This is a genomic window from Pseudomonas sp. MYb541 (genome assembly GCF_037479595.1).
GTDB classification, from domain to species: Bacteria; Pseudomonadota; Gammaproteobacteria; order Pseudomonadales; family Pseudomonadaceae; genus Aquipseudomonas; species Aquipseudomonas canadensis.
Genome location: NZ_JBBGYS010000055.1, coordinates 24,419 through 44,382, shown reverse-complemented (window position 1 = coordinate 44,382; position 19,964 = coordinate 24,419). Strand labels below are relative to the sequence as shown.

17 protein-coding genes and 3 tRNA genes are annotated in these 19,964 nt (G+C 61.4%); 1 reads left to right on the top strand and 19 read right to left on the bottom strand.

The genetic code is table 11. The annotated features are described in order from the left end of the window. Nucleotides 1-100: 100 nt before the first annotated feature. The 19 genes from WH299_RS26325 to leuC all read right to left on the bottom strand — a co-directional run bounded on the left by WH299_RS26325 (nt 101) and on the right by leuC (nt 18,919). Nucleotides 101-177, bottom strand: a tRNA-Asp gene (locus WH299_RS26325). Between the two features lie 105 nt (nt 178-282). Then, nucleotides 283-359, bottom strand: a tRNA-Asp gene (locus tag WH299_RS26320). 55 nt (nt 360-414) lie between these two features. After that, nucleotides 415-490 (bottom strand) — tRNA-Val (locus tag WH299_RS26315). Nucleotides 491-597: 107 nt separating this feature from the next. After that, nucleotides 598-1,362 carry an SDR family oxidoreductase gene (locus WH299_RS26310; RefSeq protein WP_123474324.1) on the bottom strand — a complete coding sequence of 255 codons (765 nt, stop codon included), beginning with the start codon at nt 1,360-1,362 and terminating at the stop codon, nt 598-600. 11 nt (nt 1,363-1,373) lie between these two features. After that, nucleotides 1,374-2,585 carry an O-succinylhomoserine sulfhydrylase gene (locus WH299_RS26305; protein WP_122726008.1) on the bottom strand — a complete coding sequence of 404 codons (1,212 nt, stop codon included), beginning with the start codon at nt 2,583-2,585 and terminating at the stop codon, nt 1,374-1,376. Nucleotides 2,586-2,650: 65 nt separating this feature from the next. After that, a complete protein-coding gene (gene purF / locus WH299_RS26300; RefSeq protein WP_015884965.1) occupies nt 2,651-4,156 on the bottom strand; it encodes an amidophosphoribosyltransferase in 1,506 nt (501 codons plus the stop codon). 41 nt (nt 4,157-4,197) lie between these two features. Beyond that, entirely contained in the window at nt 4,198-4,755 is a 558-nt protein-coding gene (locus WH299_RS26295) for a CvpA family protein (RefSeq protein ID WP_028617112.1), read from the bottom strand. A 257-nt stretch (nt 4,756-5,012) separates the two neighbouring features. After that, nucleotides 5,013-5,672 carry an SPOR domain-containing protein gene (locus WH299_RS26290; RefSeq protein ID WP_028617113.1) on the bottom strand — a complete coding sequence of 220 codons (660 nt, stop codon included), beginning with the start codon at nt 5,670-5,672 and terminating at the stop codon, nt 5,013-5,015. Beyond that, nucleotides 5,656-6,963, bottom strand: a complete 1,308-nt coding sequence (gene folC, locus WH299_RS26285) for a bifunctional tetrahydrofolate synthase/dihydrofolate synthase (protein ID WP_339551737.1) — start codon at nt 6,961-6,963, stop codon at nt 5,656-5,658. The genes WH299_RS26290 and folC overlap by 17 nt, the downstream gene beginning before the upstream one ends. Further along, on the bottom strand, nt 6,960-7,880 hold the full coding sequence (gene accD, locus WH299_RS26280; protein ID WP_016976632.1) for an acetyl-CoA carboxylase, carboxyltransferase subunit beta: 921 nt from the start codon (nt 7,878-7,880) through the stop codon (nt 6,960-6,962). Before accD ends, folC begins: the two co-directional genes overlap by 4 nt. Nucleotides 7,881-8,124: 244 nt before the next feature. Next, nucleotides 8,125-8,757 carry a phosphoribosylanthranilate isomerase gene (locus WH299_RS26275; RefSeq protein ID WP_122726002.1) on the bottom strand — a complete coding sequence of 211 codons (633 nt, stop codon included), beginning with the start codon at nt 8,755-8,757 and terminating at the stop codon, nt 8,125-8,127. 64 nt (nt 8,758-8,821) lie between these two features. Beyond that, nucleotides 8,822-9,646: a tRNA pseudouridine(38-40) synthase TruA gene (gene truA, locus WH299_RS26270; RefSeq protein WP_339551739.1), complete on the bottom strand. Its 825-nt coding sequence runs from the start codon at nt 9,644-9,646 to the stop codon at nt 8,822-8,824. A 141-nt stretch (nt 9,647-9,787) separates the two neighbouring features. Beyond that, nucleotides 9,788-12,349 carry a FimV/HubP family polar landmark protein gene (locus tag WH299_RS26265; protein WP_339551736.1) on the bottom strand — a complete coding sequence of 854 codons (2,562 nt, stop codon included), beginning with the start codon at nt 12,347-12,349 and terminating at the stop codon, nt 9,788-9,790. 162 nt (nt 12,350-12,511) lie between these two features. Then, nucleotides 12,512-13,522: an aspartate-semialdehyde dehydrogenase gene (locus WH299_RS26260; protein ID WP_028617118.1), complete on the bottom strand. Its 1,011-nt coding sequence runs from the start codon at nt 13,520-13,522 to the stop codon at nt 12,512-12,514. 117 nt (nt 13,523-13,639) lie between these two features. After that, nucleotides 13,640-14,752, bottom strand: a complete 1,113-nt coding sequence (gene asd, locus WH299_RS26255; RefSeq protein ID WP_016976627.1) for an aspartate-semialdehyde dehydrogenase — start codon at nt 14,750-14,752, stop codon at nt 13,640-13,642. 64 nt (nt 14,753-14,816) lie between these two features. Beyond that, complete coding sequence (leuB, locus tag WH299_RS26250) at nt 14,817-15,899, bottom strand: 3-isopropylmalate dehydrogenase (RefSeq protein ID WP_033901802.1); 1,083 nt, start codon at nt 15,897-15,899, stop codon at nt 14,817-14,819. A gap of 53 nt (nt 15,900-15,952) precedes the next feature. Further along, nucleotides 15,953-16,717: a class I SAM-dependent methyltransferase gene (locus WH299_RS26245; RefSeq protein ID WP_122725996.1), complete on the bottom strand. Its 765-nt coding sequence runs from the start codon at nt 16,715-16,717 to the stop codon at nt 15,953-15,955. Between the two features lie 128 nt (nt 16,718-16,845). Then, the gene (gene leuD / locus WH299_RS26240; protein ID WP_017256547.1) at nt 16,846-17,490 is read right to left on the bottom strand and encodes a 3-isopropylmalate dehydratase small subunit; all 645 of its coding nucleotides are present in this window, start codon (nt 17,488-17,490) and stop codon (nt 16,846-16,848) included. Between the two features lie 10 nt (nt 17,491-17,500). Then, nucleotides 17,501-18,919 (bottom strand): 3-isopropylmalate dehydratase large subunit, encoded by a 1,419-nt coding sequence (gene leuC, locus WH299_RS26235; protein WP_028617121.1) that lies wholly within the window; start codon nt 18,917-18,919, stop codon nt 17,501-17,503. 139 nt (nt 18,920-19,058) lie between these two features. Between leuC and WH299_RS26230 the strand changes: the two genes are divergently transcribed. Next, the gene (locus WH299_RS26230) at nt 19,059-19,949 is read left to right on the top strand and encodes a LysR family transcriptional regulator (protein WP_339551734.1); all 891 of its coding nucleotides are present in this window, start codon (nt 19,059-19,061) and stop codon (nt 19,947-19,949) included. Nucleotides 19,950-19,964 lie beyond the last annotated feature (15 nt).

The window sequence follows — 19,964 nt, the reverse complement described above, 5'->3', positions numbered from 1 at the left end:
AAAAAACCCCGGTCTTTCGACCAGGGTCTTTGCTATCGGATCAAAGTAGCCAGAGGCTTGCTTTGTGCTTCAAGGCGTTCAGTGGGCCTTGAGGCAGATATGGCGCAGCGGACGGGACTCGAACCCGCGACCCCCGGCGTGACAGGCCGGTATTCTAACCGACTGAACTACCGCTGCGTATCGCTTGACTGATTGAGTGAAAACCCTCAACCGTCTTTAAACATCTGATCGATCAACCATGGTTGTTCAATCTCAAGCCCGACGAATCAGACCTGGAAAATATGGCGCAGCGGACGGGACTCGAACCCGCGACCCCCGGCGTGACAGGCCGGTATTCTAACCGACTGAACTACCGCTGCGCGTCGGTGCAACCTTTAACGTTGCGTCTTGCCCTGGGGCAAAACTCTCAAGAAGTGGTGGGTGATGACGGGATCGAACCGCCGACCCTCTGCTTGTAAGGCAGATGCTCTCCCAGCTGAGCTAATCACCCTTTGCTTCGTTGAGGCCGCGAAATTTACGCAGGTAGCGGACCTAAGTCAATAGCCTGCTTGAAGTTTTTCTGAAAAAGACAAAATTGCTTCAAGACGGCTACCCGCCCTACTCGCTGTAAATCATCTTCTTGCTCATGCCACCGTCCACGACAAACTCTTGCCCGGTGACAAACCCTGCCTGGCGCGACAGCAGCCACGCCACCATCGCCGCCACGTCTTCTACAGTACCTACCCTGCCCGCCGGATGCTGCGCATGATCAGCATCACTCAACGGCTCGGCCCGACGCGCAGCCGGATCACGCGCATCGATCCAGCCAGGGCTGACTGCATTGACCCGTACTTCCGGCCCCAGGCTCATCGCCAAGGCATGCGTGAGGGCCAGCAGACCACCTTTGCTCGCCGCATAGGCTTCGGTGTCCGGTTCCGACTGGCGGGCGCGGGTCGAGGCCAAATTGACGATGGCACCGCCATGGGCACGCAGGTAAGGCGCACAGTGCTTGGCCAGCAACATCGGCCCACTGAGGTTCACAGCAAGCACCCGATTCCAGTACGCCAGGTCGAGGCTTTCCAGGGTGATATTGTGCGGGTCAGCCACCGCCGCATTGCAGACCAACGCGTCCAGGCGCCCAAACTGCCCCAATACCTCGGCAACACCTTGGGCCACTTGCTTCTCGTCGGCCACGTCCATGCTGATGAACCAGGCGTTTTCACCCAGCACCTTGGACACCTTGGAGCCGCGCTCGCGGTCCAGGTCAGTCAACACCACCTGCCAGCCTTCGCTGATCAGCCATGCGGCAATCCCGAGACCAATGCCTCGCGCCGCACCTGTGACCAGCGCAACGCGCCCGTTAGTGGCAGCCGCCGCTTCCATGGACCACTCGATCACAAGGCCGCCAGCCCGCGAGCCAGGTCAGCTTGCAAGTCAGCCACGTCTTCCAGGCCAACCGCAATGCGGATCAGGCTGTCACGGATACCCGCCGCTTCACGCTCCTGCGGCGCCAGGCGCCCGTGGGAAGTGGTACTCGGGTGGGTAATGGTGGTCTTGCTGTCACCCAGGTTGGCGGTGATGGAAATCAGGCGAGTCGCATCGATAAAGCGCCAGGCGCCCTCTTTGCCGCCCTTCACCTCAAAGCTCACCACAGCGCCGAAACCACGCTGCTGGCGCTGGGCCAATTCGTGTTGCGGGTGGCTCTTGAGGCCGGCGTAGTGCACCTTCTCGATACCGTCCTGCTGTTCCAGCCACTCAGCCAAAGCCTGGGCGTTGGCGCAGTGGGCCTTCATCCGCAGGTTAAGGGTCTCAAGCCCCTTGAGGAAGATCCAGGCGTTGAACGGGCTCAAGGTCGGGCCAGCCGTGCGCAGGAAGCCGACGATTTCTTTCATCTGCTCGCTGCGACCTGCAACCACACCGCCCATGCAACGGCCCTGGCCGTCGATGAACTTGGTCGCCGAGTGCACGACGATGTCCGCCCCCAGCTTCAACGGCTGTTGCAGCGCCGGGGTGCAGAAGCAGTTGTCCACTACCAGCATGGCACCTTTGGCATGCGCCACTTCAGACAACGCAGCGATGTCCACCAGCTCAGCCAATGGGTTGGACGGCGATTCGACGAACAGCAACTTGGTGTTGGCCTTGATCGCCGCATCCCAGCCGGAAAGATCCGCCAAGGGCACGTAGTCCACTTCGATACCGAAGCGCTTGAAATACTTCTCGAACAGGCTGATGGTCGAACCAAACACACTGCGCGACACCAACACATGGTCGCCAGCACTGCACAGGCTCATCACCACCGCCAGGATCGCCGCCATGCCAGTGGCCGTCGCTACTGCCTGCTCAGCACCTTCCAGTGCCGCAATACGCTCTTCGAACGCGCGTACTGTCGGGTTGGTATAACGCGAATACACGTTGCCCGGCACTTCGCCAGCAAAGCGCGCAGCGGCATCGGCGGCGGTGCGGAACACATAGCTGGAAGTGAAGAACATCGGGTCACCGTGCTCACCTTCCGGGGTGCGGTGCTGGCCGGCGCGCACAGCCAGGGTATCGAAAGCTACGCCATCGAGGTCGCTGTCCAACCGACCGGCATCCCATTCCTGACTCATGCTGCGACTCCTTACTCAATTCTTTATTTAAGATACAAAACCGGCCCCTCAGGGCCGGTTGTCACTCAGTTGTTGTACAGGTCAATGATCGCGCTGACCGCCTGGGTCTTGATCTTCGACGAGTCGTTACGCGCCTGCTCGATCTTGTTCAGGTAGGCCTCATCGACATCACCGGTCACATACTTGCCGTCAAACACGGCGCAGTCGAACTGGTCGATCTTGATCTTGCCACCACCGACCGCCTCGATCAGATCAGGCAGGTCCTGGTAGATCAGCCAATCAGCACCGATCAGGTCGGCCACGTCCTGGGTCGAACGGTTGTGAGCGATCAGCTCATGGGCGCTCGGCATGTCGATGCCGTAGACGTTCGGGTAACGCACCGCTGGGGCTGCAGAACAGAAGTACACGTTCTTCGCACCAGCTTCGCGGGCCATCTGGATGATCTGCTTGCAGGTAGTACCCCGCACGATGGAGTCATCCACCAGCATCACGTTCTTGCCGCGGAACTCCAACTCGATGGCGTTGAGCTTCTGGCGCACCGACTTCTTGCGCGCAGCCTGGCCCGGCATAATGAAGGTACGGCCGATGTAGCGGTTCTTCACAAAGCCTTCGCGGAACTTGACGCCCAAGTGGTTGGCCAACTCCAGCGCAGCGGTGCGGCTGGTGTCCGGGATCGGGATCACTACATCGATGTCGTGTTCAGGACGCTCGCGCAGGATCTTCTCGGCCAGCTTCTCGCCCATGCGCAGACGCGCCTTGTAAACCGAAACACCATCAATGATCGAATCCGGACGCGCCAGGTAGACGTGTTCGAAGATGCACGGGGTGAGTTTCGGCGCCACGGCGCACTGACGGGTGTGCAACTTGCCGTCTTCGGTGATGTACACCGCTTCGCCCGGCGCGAGGTCGCGAATCAGGGTGAAACCCAGCACGTCCAGGGACACGCTTTCGGAAGCGATCATGTATTCGACGCCTTCGTCAGTGTGACGTTGGCCGAACACGATCGGACGGATGCCATGCGGGTCACGGAAACCGACGATGCCATAACCGGTGACCATGGCCACAACGGCGTAACCACCGACGCAACGATTGTGCACGTCAGTGACGGCGGCGAACACGTCTTCTTCGGTCGGTTGCAGCTTGCCGCGCTGGGCCAGCTCGTGGGCGAACACATTGAGCAGCACTTCCGAGTCGGAACTGGTGTTGACGTGGCGCAGGTCAGATTCGTAAATCTCCTTGGCCAGCTGTTCAACGTTGGTCAGGTTACCGTTATGCGCCAGGGTGATGCCGTAAGGCGAGTTGACGTAAAACGGTTGAGCTTCAGCCGACGTCGAGCTACCGGCGGTCGGGTAACGCACATGGCCAATGCCCATGTGCCCGACCAGGCGCTGCATGTGACGCTGATGGAACACGTCACGCACCAGACCATTGTCCTTGCGCAGGAATAACCGGCCGTCGTGGCTGGTCACAATACCGGCAGCGTCCTGGCCGCGGTGCTGGAGGACGGTTAGCGCGTCATACAGCGCCTGATTGACGTTCGACTTACCGACGATACCGACGATGCCACACATGCGACGCAACCCCTACTTAATGAATCTTGACTGAACACAGCTTACTGAGGCGTTTTGGCCGGTAAGAGGTGTTCCTTGAACGGTATATCAGCGGGTACGCTGATTCCGCTGGCCAGCCACTGACTGCTCCACCCCAATATGAGGTTCTTGGACCAATCTGCAACCAATAGAAATTTTGGCACGAGCACAGACTCCTGCCACCACGAATCCTGCTGTACCGGCCCCAGGCTCAACAGCCCGACCGCCACGACCACCAGCAACGCGCCACGCGCGGCGCCGAAGGCCATGCCGAGGAATCGATCGGTACCGGAGAGGCCGGTGACACGTATCAACTCGCCAATAAGATAATTGACCATTGCTCCCACCAGCAGCGTGGCGATGAACATGATGGCGCAGCCCGCGATGACGCGAGCCGAAGGTGTCTCGATGTATCCGGCCAGGTAGACCGACAAAGAACCGCCGAACATCCAGGCTACGACTCCTGCGATGATCCAAGTCAGCAACGACAGTGCTTCTTTTACGAAGCCGCGGCTTAGACTGATCAAAGCGGAGATGGCGACGATTGCAACAATCGCCCAGTCAACCCAGGTAAATGGCACGTTTGAGCCTACGGACAGATAAGGCGGCGCATTTTAGCAGAGCGTCGGGCTATCGGTAAGCTGTGATTACGGCTGCTTTGCAAATCAATAGTTTGGGGCGAGCGAATCCGACTTCAAGCGCACCCCGGAACAACTGTGGGAGCTGGCTTGCCTGCGATGGGGCCGGCCCATTCAACATCACTGTTGACTGACCCACCACTGTCGCAGGCAAGCCAGCTCCCACATTTGGCTTGCATTCCAACCAGAGACTGGCGGTATTAGCCGCGCTCAGGCTGGAAACGGGTCACAAAACCCTTGAGGTTCTGCTGGCGATCCAACAAGTCCCGCAGGCGATCCGCTTCGGCGCGCTCGATCAGCGGCCCGATAAACACGCGGTTTTTGCCGTCGGCGCTGCGGATATACGCGTTATAGCCTTGGCTACGCAGCTTCTTCTGCAAAGCATCAGCGCCTTCGCGGTTGCCCAGACTGGCCACTTGAATCGACCAACTGATCGGCAGGCCATTCGGATCAATACGGCTCTGGCCCACATCCGGCTTGCCCGGTGCAGCAGGTTGCGGCGCTACCGGCTTCGGTGCGGGTGCAGGCGCGGCAGGCTTGGCCGCTACGGTCGGTGCAGGCGCAGGCTTGACCACCGGCACGCTCGGCTGAACCGGCATCGACGGCGCTTGCTGGGCCGCAACCTCAGCATCGCTCGGCACCGGCTCTTCTTCCGGCAAGGCCTGGGGCTCAGGCACCACCACCGGTTCAACCTGTACTTGCGGCACCGACGGCGCCTGCGGGGCAGCCGGCGCTTCGACGACTACTTGACGCTCCTCGTCCTGACGCGAAAACAACATCGGCAGGAAAATCACCGCCAACGCCACCAGAACCAGGGCTCCGACCATTCGCTGCTTGTATGCGCTATCCAGTAATGCCATGTGCAGCTTCCTCCGTGGAGCGCCGGGCCAACCACTCGAGCGCCTCGGCAACACAATAAAATGACCCGAACAACAGAATCTCATCATCGGGGGTGGCAAGGGCGCACTGTGCTTCAAGGGCAGCGGTCACGCTTGCATACGACGCCACCGGCGCACCAAGGTTCTGCAAGGCCACTTCCAGCTCGGCGGCCGGACGGCTGCGCGAGGTATCCAGTGGCGCTACGGCCCACGCCTGGACATTGCCCAGCAAGGGTGCAACCACACCGCCCAGGTCCTTATCGGCCAGCAAGCCAAAGACTGCAAGGCGACGACCGACCGGCGGCGTACGCGACAGGCGTTGTGCCAGGTACTCGGCCGCATGGGGGTTATGCCCCACGTCCAGCAACAGGTTCAGGCGCTTGCCTTGCCATTGGAACGCACGACGATCCAATCGCCCGACCACACGGGTCGATAGCAAGGTGGCGGCAATCTGCTCGGCATTCCACGGCAGGTCCAGCAACAGGTAGGCCTGCAGCGCGAGCGCGGCGTTTTCCATTGGCAGGTTCAGCAGCGGCAAGTCACGCAGCTCTACTGCCTGGCCGCGAGCATCGTGCCCACGCCATTGCCAGTGTTGCGCACCAATTTCGAGATTGAAGTCGCGACCGCGCAGGAAAAACGGGCAATCCAGCTCGCGCACCTTGTCGAGCAAGGTGTGCGGCGGATCCAGGTCGCCGCACAGCGCAGGCTTGCCCTGGCGGAAGATCCCGGCTTTTTCATAGGCCACGGATTCGCGGGTATTGCCCAGGTAGTCGGCGTGGTCCACACCAATACTGGTGACCAACGCCAGGTCGGCATCTACCACGTTGACCGTGTCCAGACGCCCGCCCAGGCCGACCTCCAGCACCACCACATCCAGTCGCGCACGCTCGAACAGCCAGAACGCCGCCAGGGTGCCCATCTCGAAGTAAGTCAGGGAAATCTCGCCCCGACCGGCATCGAGCGCAGCGAAGGCTTCGCAGAGTTGCTCATCGGTGGCTTCGACACCATTGAGCTGCACCCGCTCGTTGTAACGCAGCAGGTGCGGGGAATTGTAGACGCCAACTTTCAGCCCTTGGGCCTGCAGCAGCGCCGCGACAAAGGCACAGGTAGAGCCCTTGCCGTTGGTGCCGGTCACCGTGATCACGCGTGGTGCCGGCCGGCCCAACCCGAGGCGGGCCGCTACCTGTTGCGAGCGCTCCAGGCCCATGTCGATGGCGGACGGATGCAACTGCTCAAGGTAGGCGAGCCATTCGCCCAGGGTACGTTGGGTCATAGGTTTGCAGGCACCGGCGGCACGACAATCGGTTCAACTTTAGGCGCGACGTACACAGGCGTCGGCAGGCCCATCATTTGTGCCAGCAGGTTGCCCAGGCGTGGACGCAGTTCACCGCGCGGAATGATCAAGTCGATCGCACCGTGCTCCAGCAAGAATTCGCTACGCTGGAAACCTTCCGGCAGTTTTTCACGTACGGTCTGCTCGATCACACGCGGGCCGGCAAAGCCGATCAGGGCCTTTGGCTCGCCGACGATCACATCACCCAGCATTGCAAGGCTGGCGGAAACGCCGCCGTAGACCGGGTCGGTCAGCACGGAGATGAACGGGATGCCTTCTTCGCGCAGACGCGCCAGTACCGCAGAGGTCTTGGCCATTTGCATCAGGGAGATCAGGGCTTCCTGCATGCGCGCACCACCGGAGGCGGCGAAGCAGATCATCGGGCAACGGTTTTCCAGGGCGTAGTTGGCGGCGCGAACAAAGCGCTCACCGACGATGGCACCCATGGAGCCGCCCATGAAGGAGAACTCGAACGCCGACACCACGACAGGCATACCGAGCAGTTTGCCGCTGACGGAAATCAGCGCGTCCTTCTCGCCTGTCTGCTTCTGCGCGCCGACCAGACGGTCCTTGTACTTCTTGCTGTCGCGGAACTTGAGACGGTCAACCGGCTCCAGGTCTGCGCCCAGCTCGTTGCGGCCTTCGGCGTCCAGGAAGATGTCAATGCGGGCGCGAGCGCCGATACGCATGTGGTGGTTGCACTTGGGGCAAACGTCCAGGGTCTTTTCCAGCTCCGGACGGTACAGCACCGCGTCGCAGGATGGGCACTTGTGCCACAGACCTTCAGGAACCGAGCTTTTCTTCACCTCGGAACGCATGATCGAAGGGATCAGTTTGTCTACTAACCAGTTGCTCATGCTTTCTTTCTCCAGTACCGGTGGCTTGAACACAGCCCCGCGTATGCCCTTGAGCTAAATTCATATGTGGCGATGACACATGCTGGACGGGGTCAGACGTTCGACCGGCCTTTTCCCGCATGCCTCCTCAGCCTTCCAGACAACCTGCCAGCGCAGGGTTGCCACTTCGTTTCCAGGCCACCCTCAGGCGGCACCGGGCTGTTTTACACAGTGGTAGTTATGGACGGCGGCAGACTGCCAGCCGTCACATCCGGTCACTGCTGTTGCGCACGGCCTGCATGAATGCGCGAATCTTGCTGTGATCCTTGATGCCCTTGCCCTGCTCCACGCCGCCGCTGACATCCACGGCATAGGGTCGCACCTGCTCTATCGCCGACCCGACATTGCCGGGGTTGAGCCCGCCGGCCAGGATGATCGGCTTGCTCAAGCCAGCAGGAATCAGCGACCAATCAAACGCTTCACCGGTGCCGCCGGGCACGCCTTCGACATAGGTATCGAGCAGAATCCCACGCGCCCCAACATAGGCGGCACACGCTACCGCGATGTCATCCCCGGCCTTCACGCGCAACGCCTTGATGTACGGACGCTGGTAGCTCTCACATTCGTCCGGGGTTTCGTCGCCGTGGAACTGCAGCATATCCAGCGGTAAGGCATCCAGGGTTTCGTTGAGTTCGCAGCGACTGGCGTTGACGAACAACCCCACGGTGGTCACGAACGGCGGCAAGGCGGCGATGATCGCCCGCGCCTGCAACACATTCACCGCCCGCGGGCTCTTGGCATAGAACACAAAACCGATGGCATCCGCCCCCGCCTCGACCGCCGCCAGCGCGTCTTCTATGCGGGTAATCCCGCAAATCTTGCTGCGAACGGCTGACATGTCGTGGAAACCCCAGGGATTGGACCGAGAAAGTCCCGGATGGTAACAAAAGCTTTTCCGGGCGTCAGCCGCCAAGTTCGCTGAAACCTGTGAGGAAGTGCGGCCCGATGAAACGTTCCGGCAATTCGAACTCGTCGCGGTACTCCACATCCACCAGGTACAGGCCGAACGGATGCGCCGTGACCCCGCCCGTACGGCGGACACGGCTTTCCAGCACTTCCTTGGCCCACTCCACCGGGCGCTCGCCGGTGCCGATGGTCATCAGCACCCCGGCAATGTTTCGAACCATATGGTGCAGGAACGCACCGGCACGGATATCCAGCACGATCATCTTGCCGTGACGGGTCACCCGCAAATGATGGACCTCCTTGATCGGCGACTTGGCCTGGCACTGGCCGGCACGGAAGGCGCTGAAATCATGCACACCCACCAGATGCTGCGCGGCCTCGGCCATGCGCTCGGCGTCGAGCGGGCGGTGGTTCCAGGTGATTTCTTCGTTGAGGTGCGCAGGGCGGATCTGGTCGTTGTAGATCACATAGCGATAACGCCGGGCGATGGCCTTGAAGCGCGCATGAAAATGCGCCGGCATGAGCTTGGCCCAACTGACGCTAACGTCGTGGGGCAAATTGATATTAGCGCCCATCACCCAGGCCTTCATGGACCGCTCAGCCTGGGTGTCGAAGTGCACCACCTGGCCACAGGCGTGCACGCCTGCATCGGTGCGCCCGGCGCACATCAGCGACACTGGCGAATCAGCGACTTTCGACAGTGCTTTCTCCAGGGTTTCCTGCACCGTCAGTACGCCGGACGCCTGACGCTGCCAGCCGCGATAGCGCGAGCCTTTGTATTCCACGCCCAGGGCGATGCGGTAAAAGCCTGCGGCCGCCATTTCGGCGGCCGCGTTATCTATATTTGCCAAGAACTGAGAGCCTGATGAGTTGCGCAAAGACGGCCATTATGCCGATTTGTGCGGGTGCCCACAAAAGCAAAACGGCGACCCGAAGGTCGCCGCTGCGTTGACGATTGGCGGTCAGGCCAGTCGACCGAGCATTTCCTTGGCCTCGCCGCGCTGAGTCTCGTCGCCTTCAGTCAGCACTTCGGTGAGGATGTCCCGCGCACCGTCCGCATCGCCCATGTCGATATACGCCTGGGCCAGGTCGAGCTTGGTGGCCACCTCGTCTGTGCCGGAGAGGAAGTCGAATTCCGGCTCATCGTCGCCCTTCGCCGCATCTTCTGCGGTGAAGGAAGGCTCGATGGGCGGATGCTCCAGGCTCTGGGACAAACGGTCCAGCTCGGCGTTGACATCGTCCAATTCGGACGCAAATGCATCAGGCTTGGCCGTTACTTCCGGCTCATCGGCCAGGGACAGGTCGAAATCTTCCGGCAGGTCGAAGTCATCCAGCGCCGCCGGAGTCAGGGTGGGCGGCTCGACGGCCGGCACATCCTTCATCTGCTCTTCCAGGCCAGAGAGGAAGTCGTCATCGGATTGCGTCGACGCCGGAGCATCCAACTGCAGGTCCAGATCGAAGTCCGACAGGTCATCCGGCGCAGCCTGGGCTTCAGTCTGCTGCTGCAGGAGCGATTCGAAGGTCTGCTGGTCGTCCTTGACCACCGCTGGAGAGGCTTCTTCCAGATCGTCCAGGCTCAGGTCGAAATCGGTGTCGAACGCCTCGGGCTCCGAAGGCGCAGGCGCTGGCTTGTCTTCCAGCAAATCCTTGACGTATTGAGCGTCCAAGGCAGCTGCGGCCACTGCCGCACTGACACCCGCCGCCAGCACGGCCATGGCCGGGAAGCGACTCTTGAGCTGCTCGACCTGGGCATGGTTGTCACCATTGGCCACCAATTGGCGCTCCTGGGTCACGAAGCCGTCCTTGTCGTTTTGCAGACCGTAGACTTCCATCAGCTTCAAACGCAGGTCGCTGCGTTTGGGCTCCTGCTTGATCGCCTGCTCCAGCACGTCGGCAGCCTGGTTCAGGTGACCACGGTCGACGAGAGACTGGGCTTGGGCCAGCGCATCGCTGGAGTTCGCCGGGGCCACGGCAACCGCCAGAGGCGCCAGCACGGAAGCGACGGTCGGCACGGCAACTGCTGGCTCAACCGCAGGGGCTGGCACCGGGGCGGCGGCCAGCTTGACGTTTGGCGGCGGCACTTCCAGGCCTTCGAAGCTGTCTGGCGGCAAGTCCTGGTCGATGTTCGAGGTGAATACTGGCTCTTCCGCCAGGGCCCGCGCCATGCGCAGGTGTTTTTCCTCTTCGCGACGGGCGTTGCGATGGCGTATCCCCAGCAGCAGGAGCAAAAACGCCAACAACGCTGCAGCGCCGCCGATCACCCAGAGAACGATAGGGTTGGTCAGCAGGTCGTTGAATTTGCCCTCGTTGGCGGCAGGCGTTGCATCCGCCTTGACCGGCTCAGGCACTGGCGCGGCCGGTGCAGGGATCGCTGCGGCTACGTCGGGCGCTGCCGCTGCGGCCGCAGGCTCACCCGCCAACTGCGCAGGCATTGCCGCCGTGGCCGGAGCTGTCGGGGCGCCCTTCTCAGCCTGCAGACGCGCGAGCTGATCGTTTTTCAGTTGAATCAGTTTCTGCAACTTGTCCAACTGGCTTTGCAGGTCTGCTGCGCGGCTTTTGAGTTCTTCGTTGTCGCGACGGGTGGTGTCCAGTTGCTCCTGGGTCATCGCCAGTTTGTCGCTCAACCCCGCACTATCGCCCGCCTTGCCCTTGGCCCCCTTCTTGGCCGCTTCGGCAGAAACCAGGCTCAAGTTGTCCTTGGCGTTAGTGCTCGCCGGGGCATTGCCGGCCTGGGTGCGCTTGGTCGCGTCCAGTTGCTGCTTGCCCGCCGTCGGGTTGGTGGCGGCGCGTCGGCCTTGGCGCCAGGCGGCATTCTGCGCACTGACTTCGGCGATCGCCTGGGGTTGCGGCAGCGCGGTGCTTTGTACGGGATCAGGCAGGCGCAGGACCTGGCCGGTCTTCAAACGGTTGATGTTGCCGTCGATAAACGCGTCAGGATTCAGCGCCTGGATCGCCAGCATGGTCTGCTGTACCGAGCCGCCATTGCGGTTCTTCGCGGCAATTTCCCACAAGGTGTCGCGGGAGGTGGTGGTGTGCTGCGCCGGCTTGCTCGCGGCCGGCGCGCTGCTGGCCGGTGCCGCCAGGCGCGGGGCTGGCGCGGCGGTCGTCGGAGCAGGCTGGTCGAATTTGGCCGGGTCGAGCAACACGCTGTAGTCGCGCATCAAACGGCCATTGGGCCATTGCACTTGCAGCAGGAAACGTACGTAGGAATCGGGCAACGGCTTGCTGGAGGTGACACGCACCACACTGCGGCCATTAGGATTGATCACCGGGGTAAACGTCAGGTCATCGAGGAACGCCTGGCGATCAACGCCGGCATCCACAAAGGCTTGGGACGAAGCGAGGCTCGGCGTGATCTCGGAAGCCGTGAGGCCACCGACATCGAGCAATTCGATTTCCACCGCCAACGGCTGGTTCAACTTCGACTTGAGGGTCATCTCCCCCAGCTGCAGCGCCTGCGCCATACCGGAGGACAGCGCCGAGGCGGCCGCTATTGCTAACACCAGTTTGCGAACTTGAACCATAGCCTCATCCTTTGTTTGAACACTCCCCGGCCTGCGAGAAGGTTGGTAACCGCTGCCATAAGGCATGGCGAGCCGATAGGTCACCGACGCGCAACTTTTCCTGCCTGGGGCCAAGCATAGCGCTTGGATAGAATCAATCTACAAATTGCCGCCAAGTATCTTTTACGCAAGGCCTTTTATCAACAACTGCGCCAGCTGCACGGCGTTCAGTGCGGCGCCTTTGCGTACGTTATCTGACGTCAGCCACAGATTTAGTTCCGCCGGGTCATCCACACCTGCGCGAACCCGTCCTACATAGATCACGTCCTGGCCTACCGCGTCGCCCACCGCCGTTGGGTAGTCCCCCTCCTCCACAAGCTCTATTCCTGTCGCTGCGTCGAGCAGGCGGTTCACGGCGGCGAGGTCGACCGGTGCGCCCAGTTGCAGAGACACAGTCAGGCTATCGCCAAAAAACACAGGGGCTTGAACACAGGTTGCGGAAATCTTTAGCAATGGAGTTTCCAGCACTGCACGCAATTCGTGTATCAGCCTTTTCTCCAGATCAGTATGACCTTGGGCGTCCGGCTTGCCGACTTGTGCCAAAAGATTGAAAGCAACCTGCCGATCAAAGAACGTGGGCTCCAGCGGGCGCATATTCAGCAACTCGGCGGTTTGCCGGGCCAGTTCGCTGACGGCTTCACGCCCCTGGGACGACATCGCCAGGTTGGCGGTAACGCTCACGCGCTGGATATCCAACAGACTGCGCAATGGCGCCAGGACTACCGCCAAATGGGTCGCCGACGGGCTTGGGCTGCCGAGCCGGAAGGGTTTTTCCAAGCCGTCGAGCACATGGGCATTGGCTTCCGGCACCACGCGCGGTGCCTGTTCGGCCGACAACGCGCCGGACAAGTCGATCACCGAGCAGCCCGCCGCCGTGGCACGCGGCGCGAAACTCAAGGTCACCGCCGGCCCCGCTGCAAAGAACGCCAGCTGTGCTTTGCCGAAGTCAAACTCATCGACTTCCCTCACCCGCACGTTCTTGCCACGAAACGGCACCGACGCGCCGGCGGAATTACTGCCCGCCAGCAGATGCAGGGTACCCACCGGGAAGTCCAGTTCTTCGAGGATCTGCACCAGGGTTTCACCCACGGTGCCGGTGGCGCCAATTACGGCGATATCAAAGGTCTGGGTCATGGAGGCTGCCTCGGGCATTGCGGGGGGAGCGGCACTTTACCGGGTGGCTGGGGGTGAGGCCAATAAAAAACCCGCGCCTGTCACCAGAGCGCGGGTTTCTTCAACACATCAAAGCGATCAACGCTCCAGCAAGATCCGCAGCATCCGGCGCAGCGGTTCGGCCGCGCCCCACAGCAGTTGGTCGCCTACGGTGAACGCACCGAGGAACTGGCTGCCCATGTTCAGCTTGCGCAGGCGGCCCACCGGTACATTCAGGGTGCCGGTGACCTTGGTCGGGCTCAGCTCCTGCATGCTGATGTCGCGGTTGTTCGGCACCAGCTTGACCCAAGGGTTGTGCTGGCTGATCAAGGCTTCGATATCACTGATCGGTACGTCTTTGTTCAGCTTGATGGTCAGCGCCTGGCTGTGGCAGCGCATCGCGCCGATACGCACACAGATGCCATCCACCGGGATCGGGCTCTTGAAGCGACCGAGGATCTTGTTGGTCTCGGCCTGGGCCTTCCACTCTTCACGGCTCTGGCCGTTCGGCAGCTCTTTGTCGATCCACGGGATCAGGCTGCCAGCCAATGGCACGCCGAAGTTCTCGGTCGGGTAGGCGTCGCTGCGCATAGCTTCGGCCACACGGCGGTCGATGTCGAGGATCGCGCTGGCCGGGTCGGCCAGTTGATCGGCGACAGCGGCGTGGGTTGCGCCCATCTGTTTGATCAGCTCACGCATGTTCTGCGCGCCGGCACCGGAGGCCGCCTGATAGGTCATGGCGCTCATCCACTCGACCAGGCCGGCTTCGAACAGGCCACCCAGGCCCATCAGCATCAGGCTGACGGTGCAGTTGCCGCCGACGTAGTTCTTGGTGCCCGCGTCCAACTGCTGGTCGATGACCTTGCGGTTCACCGGGTCGAGGATGATCACGGCATCGTCCTGCATACGCAGGCTCGACGCGGCGTCGATCCAGTAACCCTGCCAGCCGGCTTCACGCAGCTTCGGGAAGACTTCGCTGGTGTAGTCGCCACCCTGACAGGTCAGAATCACGTCGAGGGTTTTCAGCTCTTCAATGTTGTAGGCGTCCTTGAGCGGGGCAATATCCTTACCCACGGACGGCCCTTGGCCACCAACGTTCGAAGTGGTGAAAAACACCGGCTCAATAAGATCGAAATCCTGCTCTTCCAGCATCCGCTGCATGAGCACGGAACCGACCATACCGCGCCAACCGATCAGACCTACACGTTTCATCGCAACTACACCTTGTTAAAAAGTGGGCCGCCTTGCAGCAACAACTGCAAGCGGGCCCGAGAGATTACAGATTCCGCAGCGCGGCGACTACTGCGTCGCCCATTTCTTGCGTACCGACCTTGGTGCAACCCTGCGACCAGATGTCGCCGGTGCGCAAGCCCTGGTCCAGAACCAGGCTCACGGCCTTCTCGATCGCGTCCGCCGCGTCCGCCAGGTTGAAGCTGTAACGCAGCATCATCGAGACCGACAAAATCGTCGCCAACGGGTTGGCAATGCCCTGGCCCGCGATGTCCGGCGCCGAACCATGGCAAGGCTCGTACATGCCCTTGTTGTTGGTGTCCAGGGACGCCGACGGCAGCATGCCGATGGAACCCGTGAGCATCGACGCCTGGTCGGACAGGATGTCGCCGAACAGGTTGTCGGTGACGATCACGTCAAACTGCTTGGGTGCACGCACCAGTTGCATGGCCGCGTTATCGACGTACATGTGGCTCAATTCGACGTCCGGGTAGTCCTTGGCCACTTCTTCGACGATTTCACGCCACAGCTGGCTGGAAGCCAAGACGTTGGCCTTGTCCACCGAGCAGACCTTCTTGCCACGCACACGGGCCATGTCGAAGCCGACACGGGCGATACGGCGGATTTCGCTCTCGCTGTACGGCAGGGTGTCGTAGGCCTGGCGCTCGCCATTTTCCAGCTCACGCACGCCACGTGGCGAGCCGAAGTAGATACCACCGGTCAGCTCGCGCACGATGAGGATATCCAGGCCCGCTACTACTTCCGGCTTGAGGCTCGACGCATCGGCCAGTTGCGGGTAGAGGATCGCCGGGCGCAGGTTGCCGAACAGGCCCAGTTGGGCACGGATTTTCAGCAGGCCGCGCTCAGGGCGGATGTCACGTTCGATCTTGTCCCACTTCGGGCCGCCCACGGCGCCGAGCAGTACGGCGTCGGCCGCACGCGCACGGTCCAGGGTCTCATCGGCCAGCGGTACGCCATGCTTATCGATGGCGGCGCCGCCGATCACGTCGTGGCTCAGCTCGAAACCCAGGCTGTACTTGCTGTTGGCGAGTTCCAGCACCTTGACCGCTTCGGCCATGATTTCCGGACCAATACCGTCGCCAGGGAGAATCAGAATCTGCTTGCTCATGCGTTCCTCATTTCATCAAGCGACCCGCCCGTGGGCAGGTCGGGAAAAATCAATCAGCGTTCAGCGAAGACCACCAGCACGTCGGTGCTGAAGGTGCCGTCGGCCTGAATTTCGTAATAATCGCGCACTTCCTGGCCCATCGCCTTTTGCAGCTCAAGGATGGCAGCGCGCAGTACTTCTGGCGTGCGCATGCGCTCGACCCACGAGGTGTATTCCAGGCGCAGACGCTGGCGACTGCTGGTGCGCACATGCAAGCCGGATTCGCTGAGCTGCTGCATCCATTCGGCGGCGGCGTAATCGCGCACGTGGCTGGTGTCGCGCAGCACTTCGACGGTTTGCAGGTAAGTGTCCAACAGCGGGCTGCCCGGTGACAAGACGTCGACGAACGCGGCCACACCACCCGGTTTGAGCACGCGGCGCACTTCACGCAGGGCCAGGCCGAGGTCGCTCCAATGATGGGCCGAGTAACGGCTGAACACGAAGTCGAACTCGCCATCGGCGAACGGCAGGCGCTCAGCGGCGCCGTGGACGGTGCGGATGTTACCCAGACCCCGATCTGTCGCCGCAGCGGCGACTACGTCGAGCATCTGCTGCGACAGGTCGTAGGCGACGACTTCTTTGACCAGTGGCGCCACATGGAAACTGACATGACCGGCGCCGCAGCCCAGATCCAGCAGTCGTGCAGCGCCCTGCCCGGCCAGTTCGGCCTGGAGCAGCGCGAATTCGGTGCCTTGGGCGTGCACGGCACTGCTCAGGTAGGCGGAGGCTTGCTCGCCGAATTGTTTTTGCACGACTTGGGTGTGGGCGGTGGTGGTCATGGTGGTTTCCTTGGGTTTTGGGGTGGCTGTACGGGCGCTATCGCAGGCAAGCCAGCTCCCACAGTTGGACTGCAGTCCAATGTGGGAGTCGGGCTTGCCCGCGCTGGGGCCCGCACGGTTACCGCCAATCAGGCATCGCGAAACAACCAAGGCTGGCTCGCCCGGTGCTTGGCTTCAAACGCGGCAATCGCATCGCCGTCCTGCAAGGTCAGGCCGATGTCGTCCAGGCCGTTGATCAGGCAGTGCTTACGGAACGCATCCACTTCAAAGTGATACACCTTGCCGTCTGGACGGGTCACGGTTTGCGCGGCCAGGTCGACGGTCAGCTGGTAGCCCTCTTCGGCTTCCACCTGCTTGAACAGCTCGTCGACTTCCTCGTCGGTCAAGATGATCGGCAACAGGCCGTTCTTGAAGCTGTTGTTGAAGAAGATGTCGGCGTAGCTCGGCGCGATGATGCTGCGAAAACCATATTCTTCCAGGGCCCACGGCGCGTGTTCACGGCTGGAACCGCAACCGAAGTTCTCGCGAGCCAGCAATACGCTCGCGCCTTGGTAACGGTCGGCGTTGAGCACGAAGTCCTTGTTCAGCGGGCGCTTGGAGTTGTCCTGGTAGGCGTAGCCCACGTCCAGGTAGCGCCACTCGTCGAACAGGTTCGGGCCGAAGCCGGTGCGCTTGATCGACTTCAAGAACTGCTTGGGGATGATCTGGTCGGTGTCGACGTTGGCGCGATCCAAAGGGGCGACAAGGCCGGTGTGTTGAGTAAAAGCACGCATCGGGTATTCCTCAGATCAATTCGCGAACGTCGATGAAACGACCGTTGACGGCCGCCGCAGCGGCCATGGCCGGGCTGACCAAGTGGGTACGCCCACCCGCGCCCTGACGCCCTTCGAAGTTACGGTTGGAGGTGGACGCGCAATGCTCGCCCGATTCCAAACGGTCCGGGTTCATCGCCAGGCACATCGAGCAGCCTGGCTCACGCCATTCAAAACCGGCTTCAAGGAAGATCTTGTCGAGGCCTTCGGCTTCGGCTTGCGCTTTGACCAGGCCAGAACCCGGCACCACGATGGCTTGCTTGATGGTCGACGCCACTTTGCGGCCCTTGGCGATCACCGCCGCAGCACGCAGGTCTTCGATCCGCGAGTTGGTGCAGGAACCAATGAACACGCGATCCAACTGGATATCGGTGATCGCCTGGTTGGCCTGCAAACCCATGTACTTCAAGGCGCGCTCGATGGAACCACGCTTGACCAGGTCGGCCTCTTTGGCCGGGTCCGGCACGTTCTGGTCAACGGCCAGGACCATTTCCGGCGAAGTGCCCCAGCTGACTTGTGGCTTGATCTGAGCAGCGTCGAGTTCGACCACGGTGTCGAACACCGCATCGGCGTCGGAGACCAGGTCTTTCCAGGCTTCTACCGCAGCGTCCCAATCCGCGCCTGCCGGAGCGAAAGGACGACCCTTGACGTATTCAACGGTCTTTTCGTCCGCCGCCACCATGCCGACGCGGGCACCGGCTTCGATGGACATGTTGCAGATGGTCATGCGGCCTTCGATGGACAGGTCGCGAATGGCGCTGCCGGCGAACTCGATGGCATGGCCGTTACCGCCGGCGGTGCCGATCTTGCCGATCACGGCGAGGACGATGTCTTTAGCGGTCACACCGAACGGCAATTTGCCCTCAACGCGAACCAGCATGTTCTTCATCTTCTTGGCGACCAGGCACTGGGTGGCGAACACATGTTCCACCTCGGACGTGCCGATGCCATGGGCCAAGGCGCCAAAGGCACCGTGGGTGGAGGTGTGCGAATCACCGCAGACCACGGTCATGCCCGGCAAGGTGGCGCCCTGCTCCGGGCCGATCACGTGCACGATGCCTTGACGTACGTCATTCATCTTGAACTCGGTAATGCCATATTCGTCGCAGTAGTCGTCGAGGGTCTGTACCTGCAAACGCGACACCTGGTCGGCAATGGCTTCGATGCCGCCCTTGCGCTCAGGGGTGGTGGGCACGTTGTGGTCAGGAGTGGCGATGATGGAGTCGACGCGCCAGGGCTTGCGCCCGGCCAGACGCAGGCCTTCGAACGCTTGGGGCGAGGTCACTTCATGGATGATGTGACGGTCGATATAGATCAGCGACGAGCCATCGTCGCGCCGTTTCACTTCATGGGAATCCCAAAGCTTGTCGTAAAGCGTTTTGCCGGCCATCAGTCGGTCCTCATCAGCGGTGTTCTCTATGCCGGGCTTTTCAATAACCCTTTGGCTTGTGAGGCTGATGGTATGGCGCTACATTAAATAACTCAAATTCATATTTTTTATGCTTTGGATTACCAACTGGAATACCACAATGGACTTGGCCAACCTCAACGCCTTTATTGCCATCGCCGAGACCGGCAGCTTCTCCGGCGCCGGTGAACGCCTGCACCTGACCCAACCGGCCATCAGCAAGCGTATTGCCGGCCTGGAGCAACAATTGAAGGTGCGCTTGTTCGATCGCCTGGGTCGGGAAGTCGGTCTGACCGAGGCTGGACGGGCCTTGCTGCCACGCGCTTATCAGATTCTCAACGTGCTGGACGACACGCGTCGCGCCCTGACCAACCTGACCGGCGAAGTCAGCGGCCGCCTGACCCTGGCCACCAGCCACCACATCGGCCTGCATCGCTTGCCGCCGGTGCTGCGCACTTTTACCCGGGAATACCCGAATGTGGCGCTGGATATTCAGTTCCTCGATTCGGAAGTGGCCTACGAAGAAATCCTCCATGGCCGCGCCGAAGTGGCGGTGATCACGCTGGCGCCCGATCCTCACAACCTGGTGCGCGCCACCCCAGTCTGGGACGACCCGCTGGATTTCGTGGTGGCGCCGGAGCACAGCCTGATCAGCAACGGACGCATCAGCCTGGCCGATATTGCCGGCCACCCGGCGGTTTTCCCCGGTGGCAACACCTTTACCCACCATATCGTCAGCCGGTTGTTCGAGGCCCAGGGCCTCACGCCGAACATCGCGATGAGCACTAACTACCTGGAAACCATCAAGATGATGGTGTCCATCGGCCTGGCCTGGAGCGTGTTGCCACGCACCATGCTCGATGATCAGGTGGCAAGTATCTCTTTGCCGGGCATACAGCTCAGTCGCCAGCTAGGCTATATCGTGCACACCGAAAGGACGCTGTCGAATGCTGCGCGGGCTTTCATGAGCCTATTGGATGCACAAGTCGATCTGCCAGGGACCCCGGCATGAAACTGTGCGGCCTCA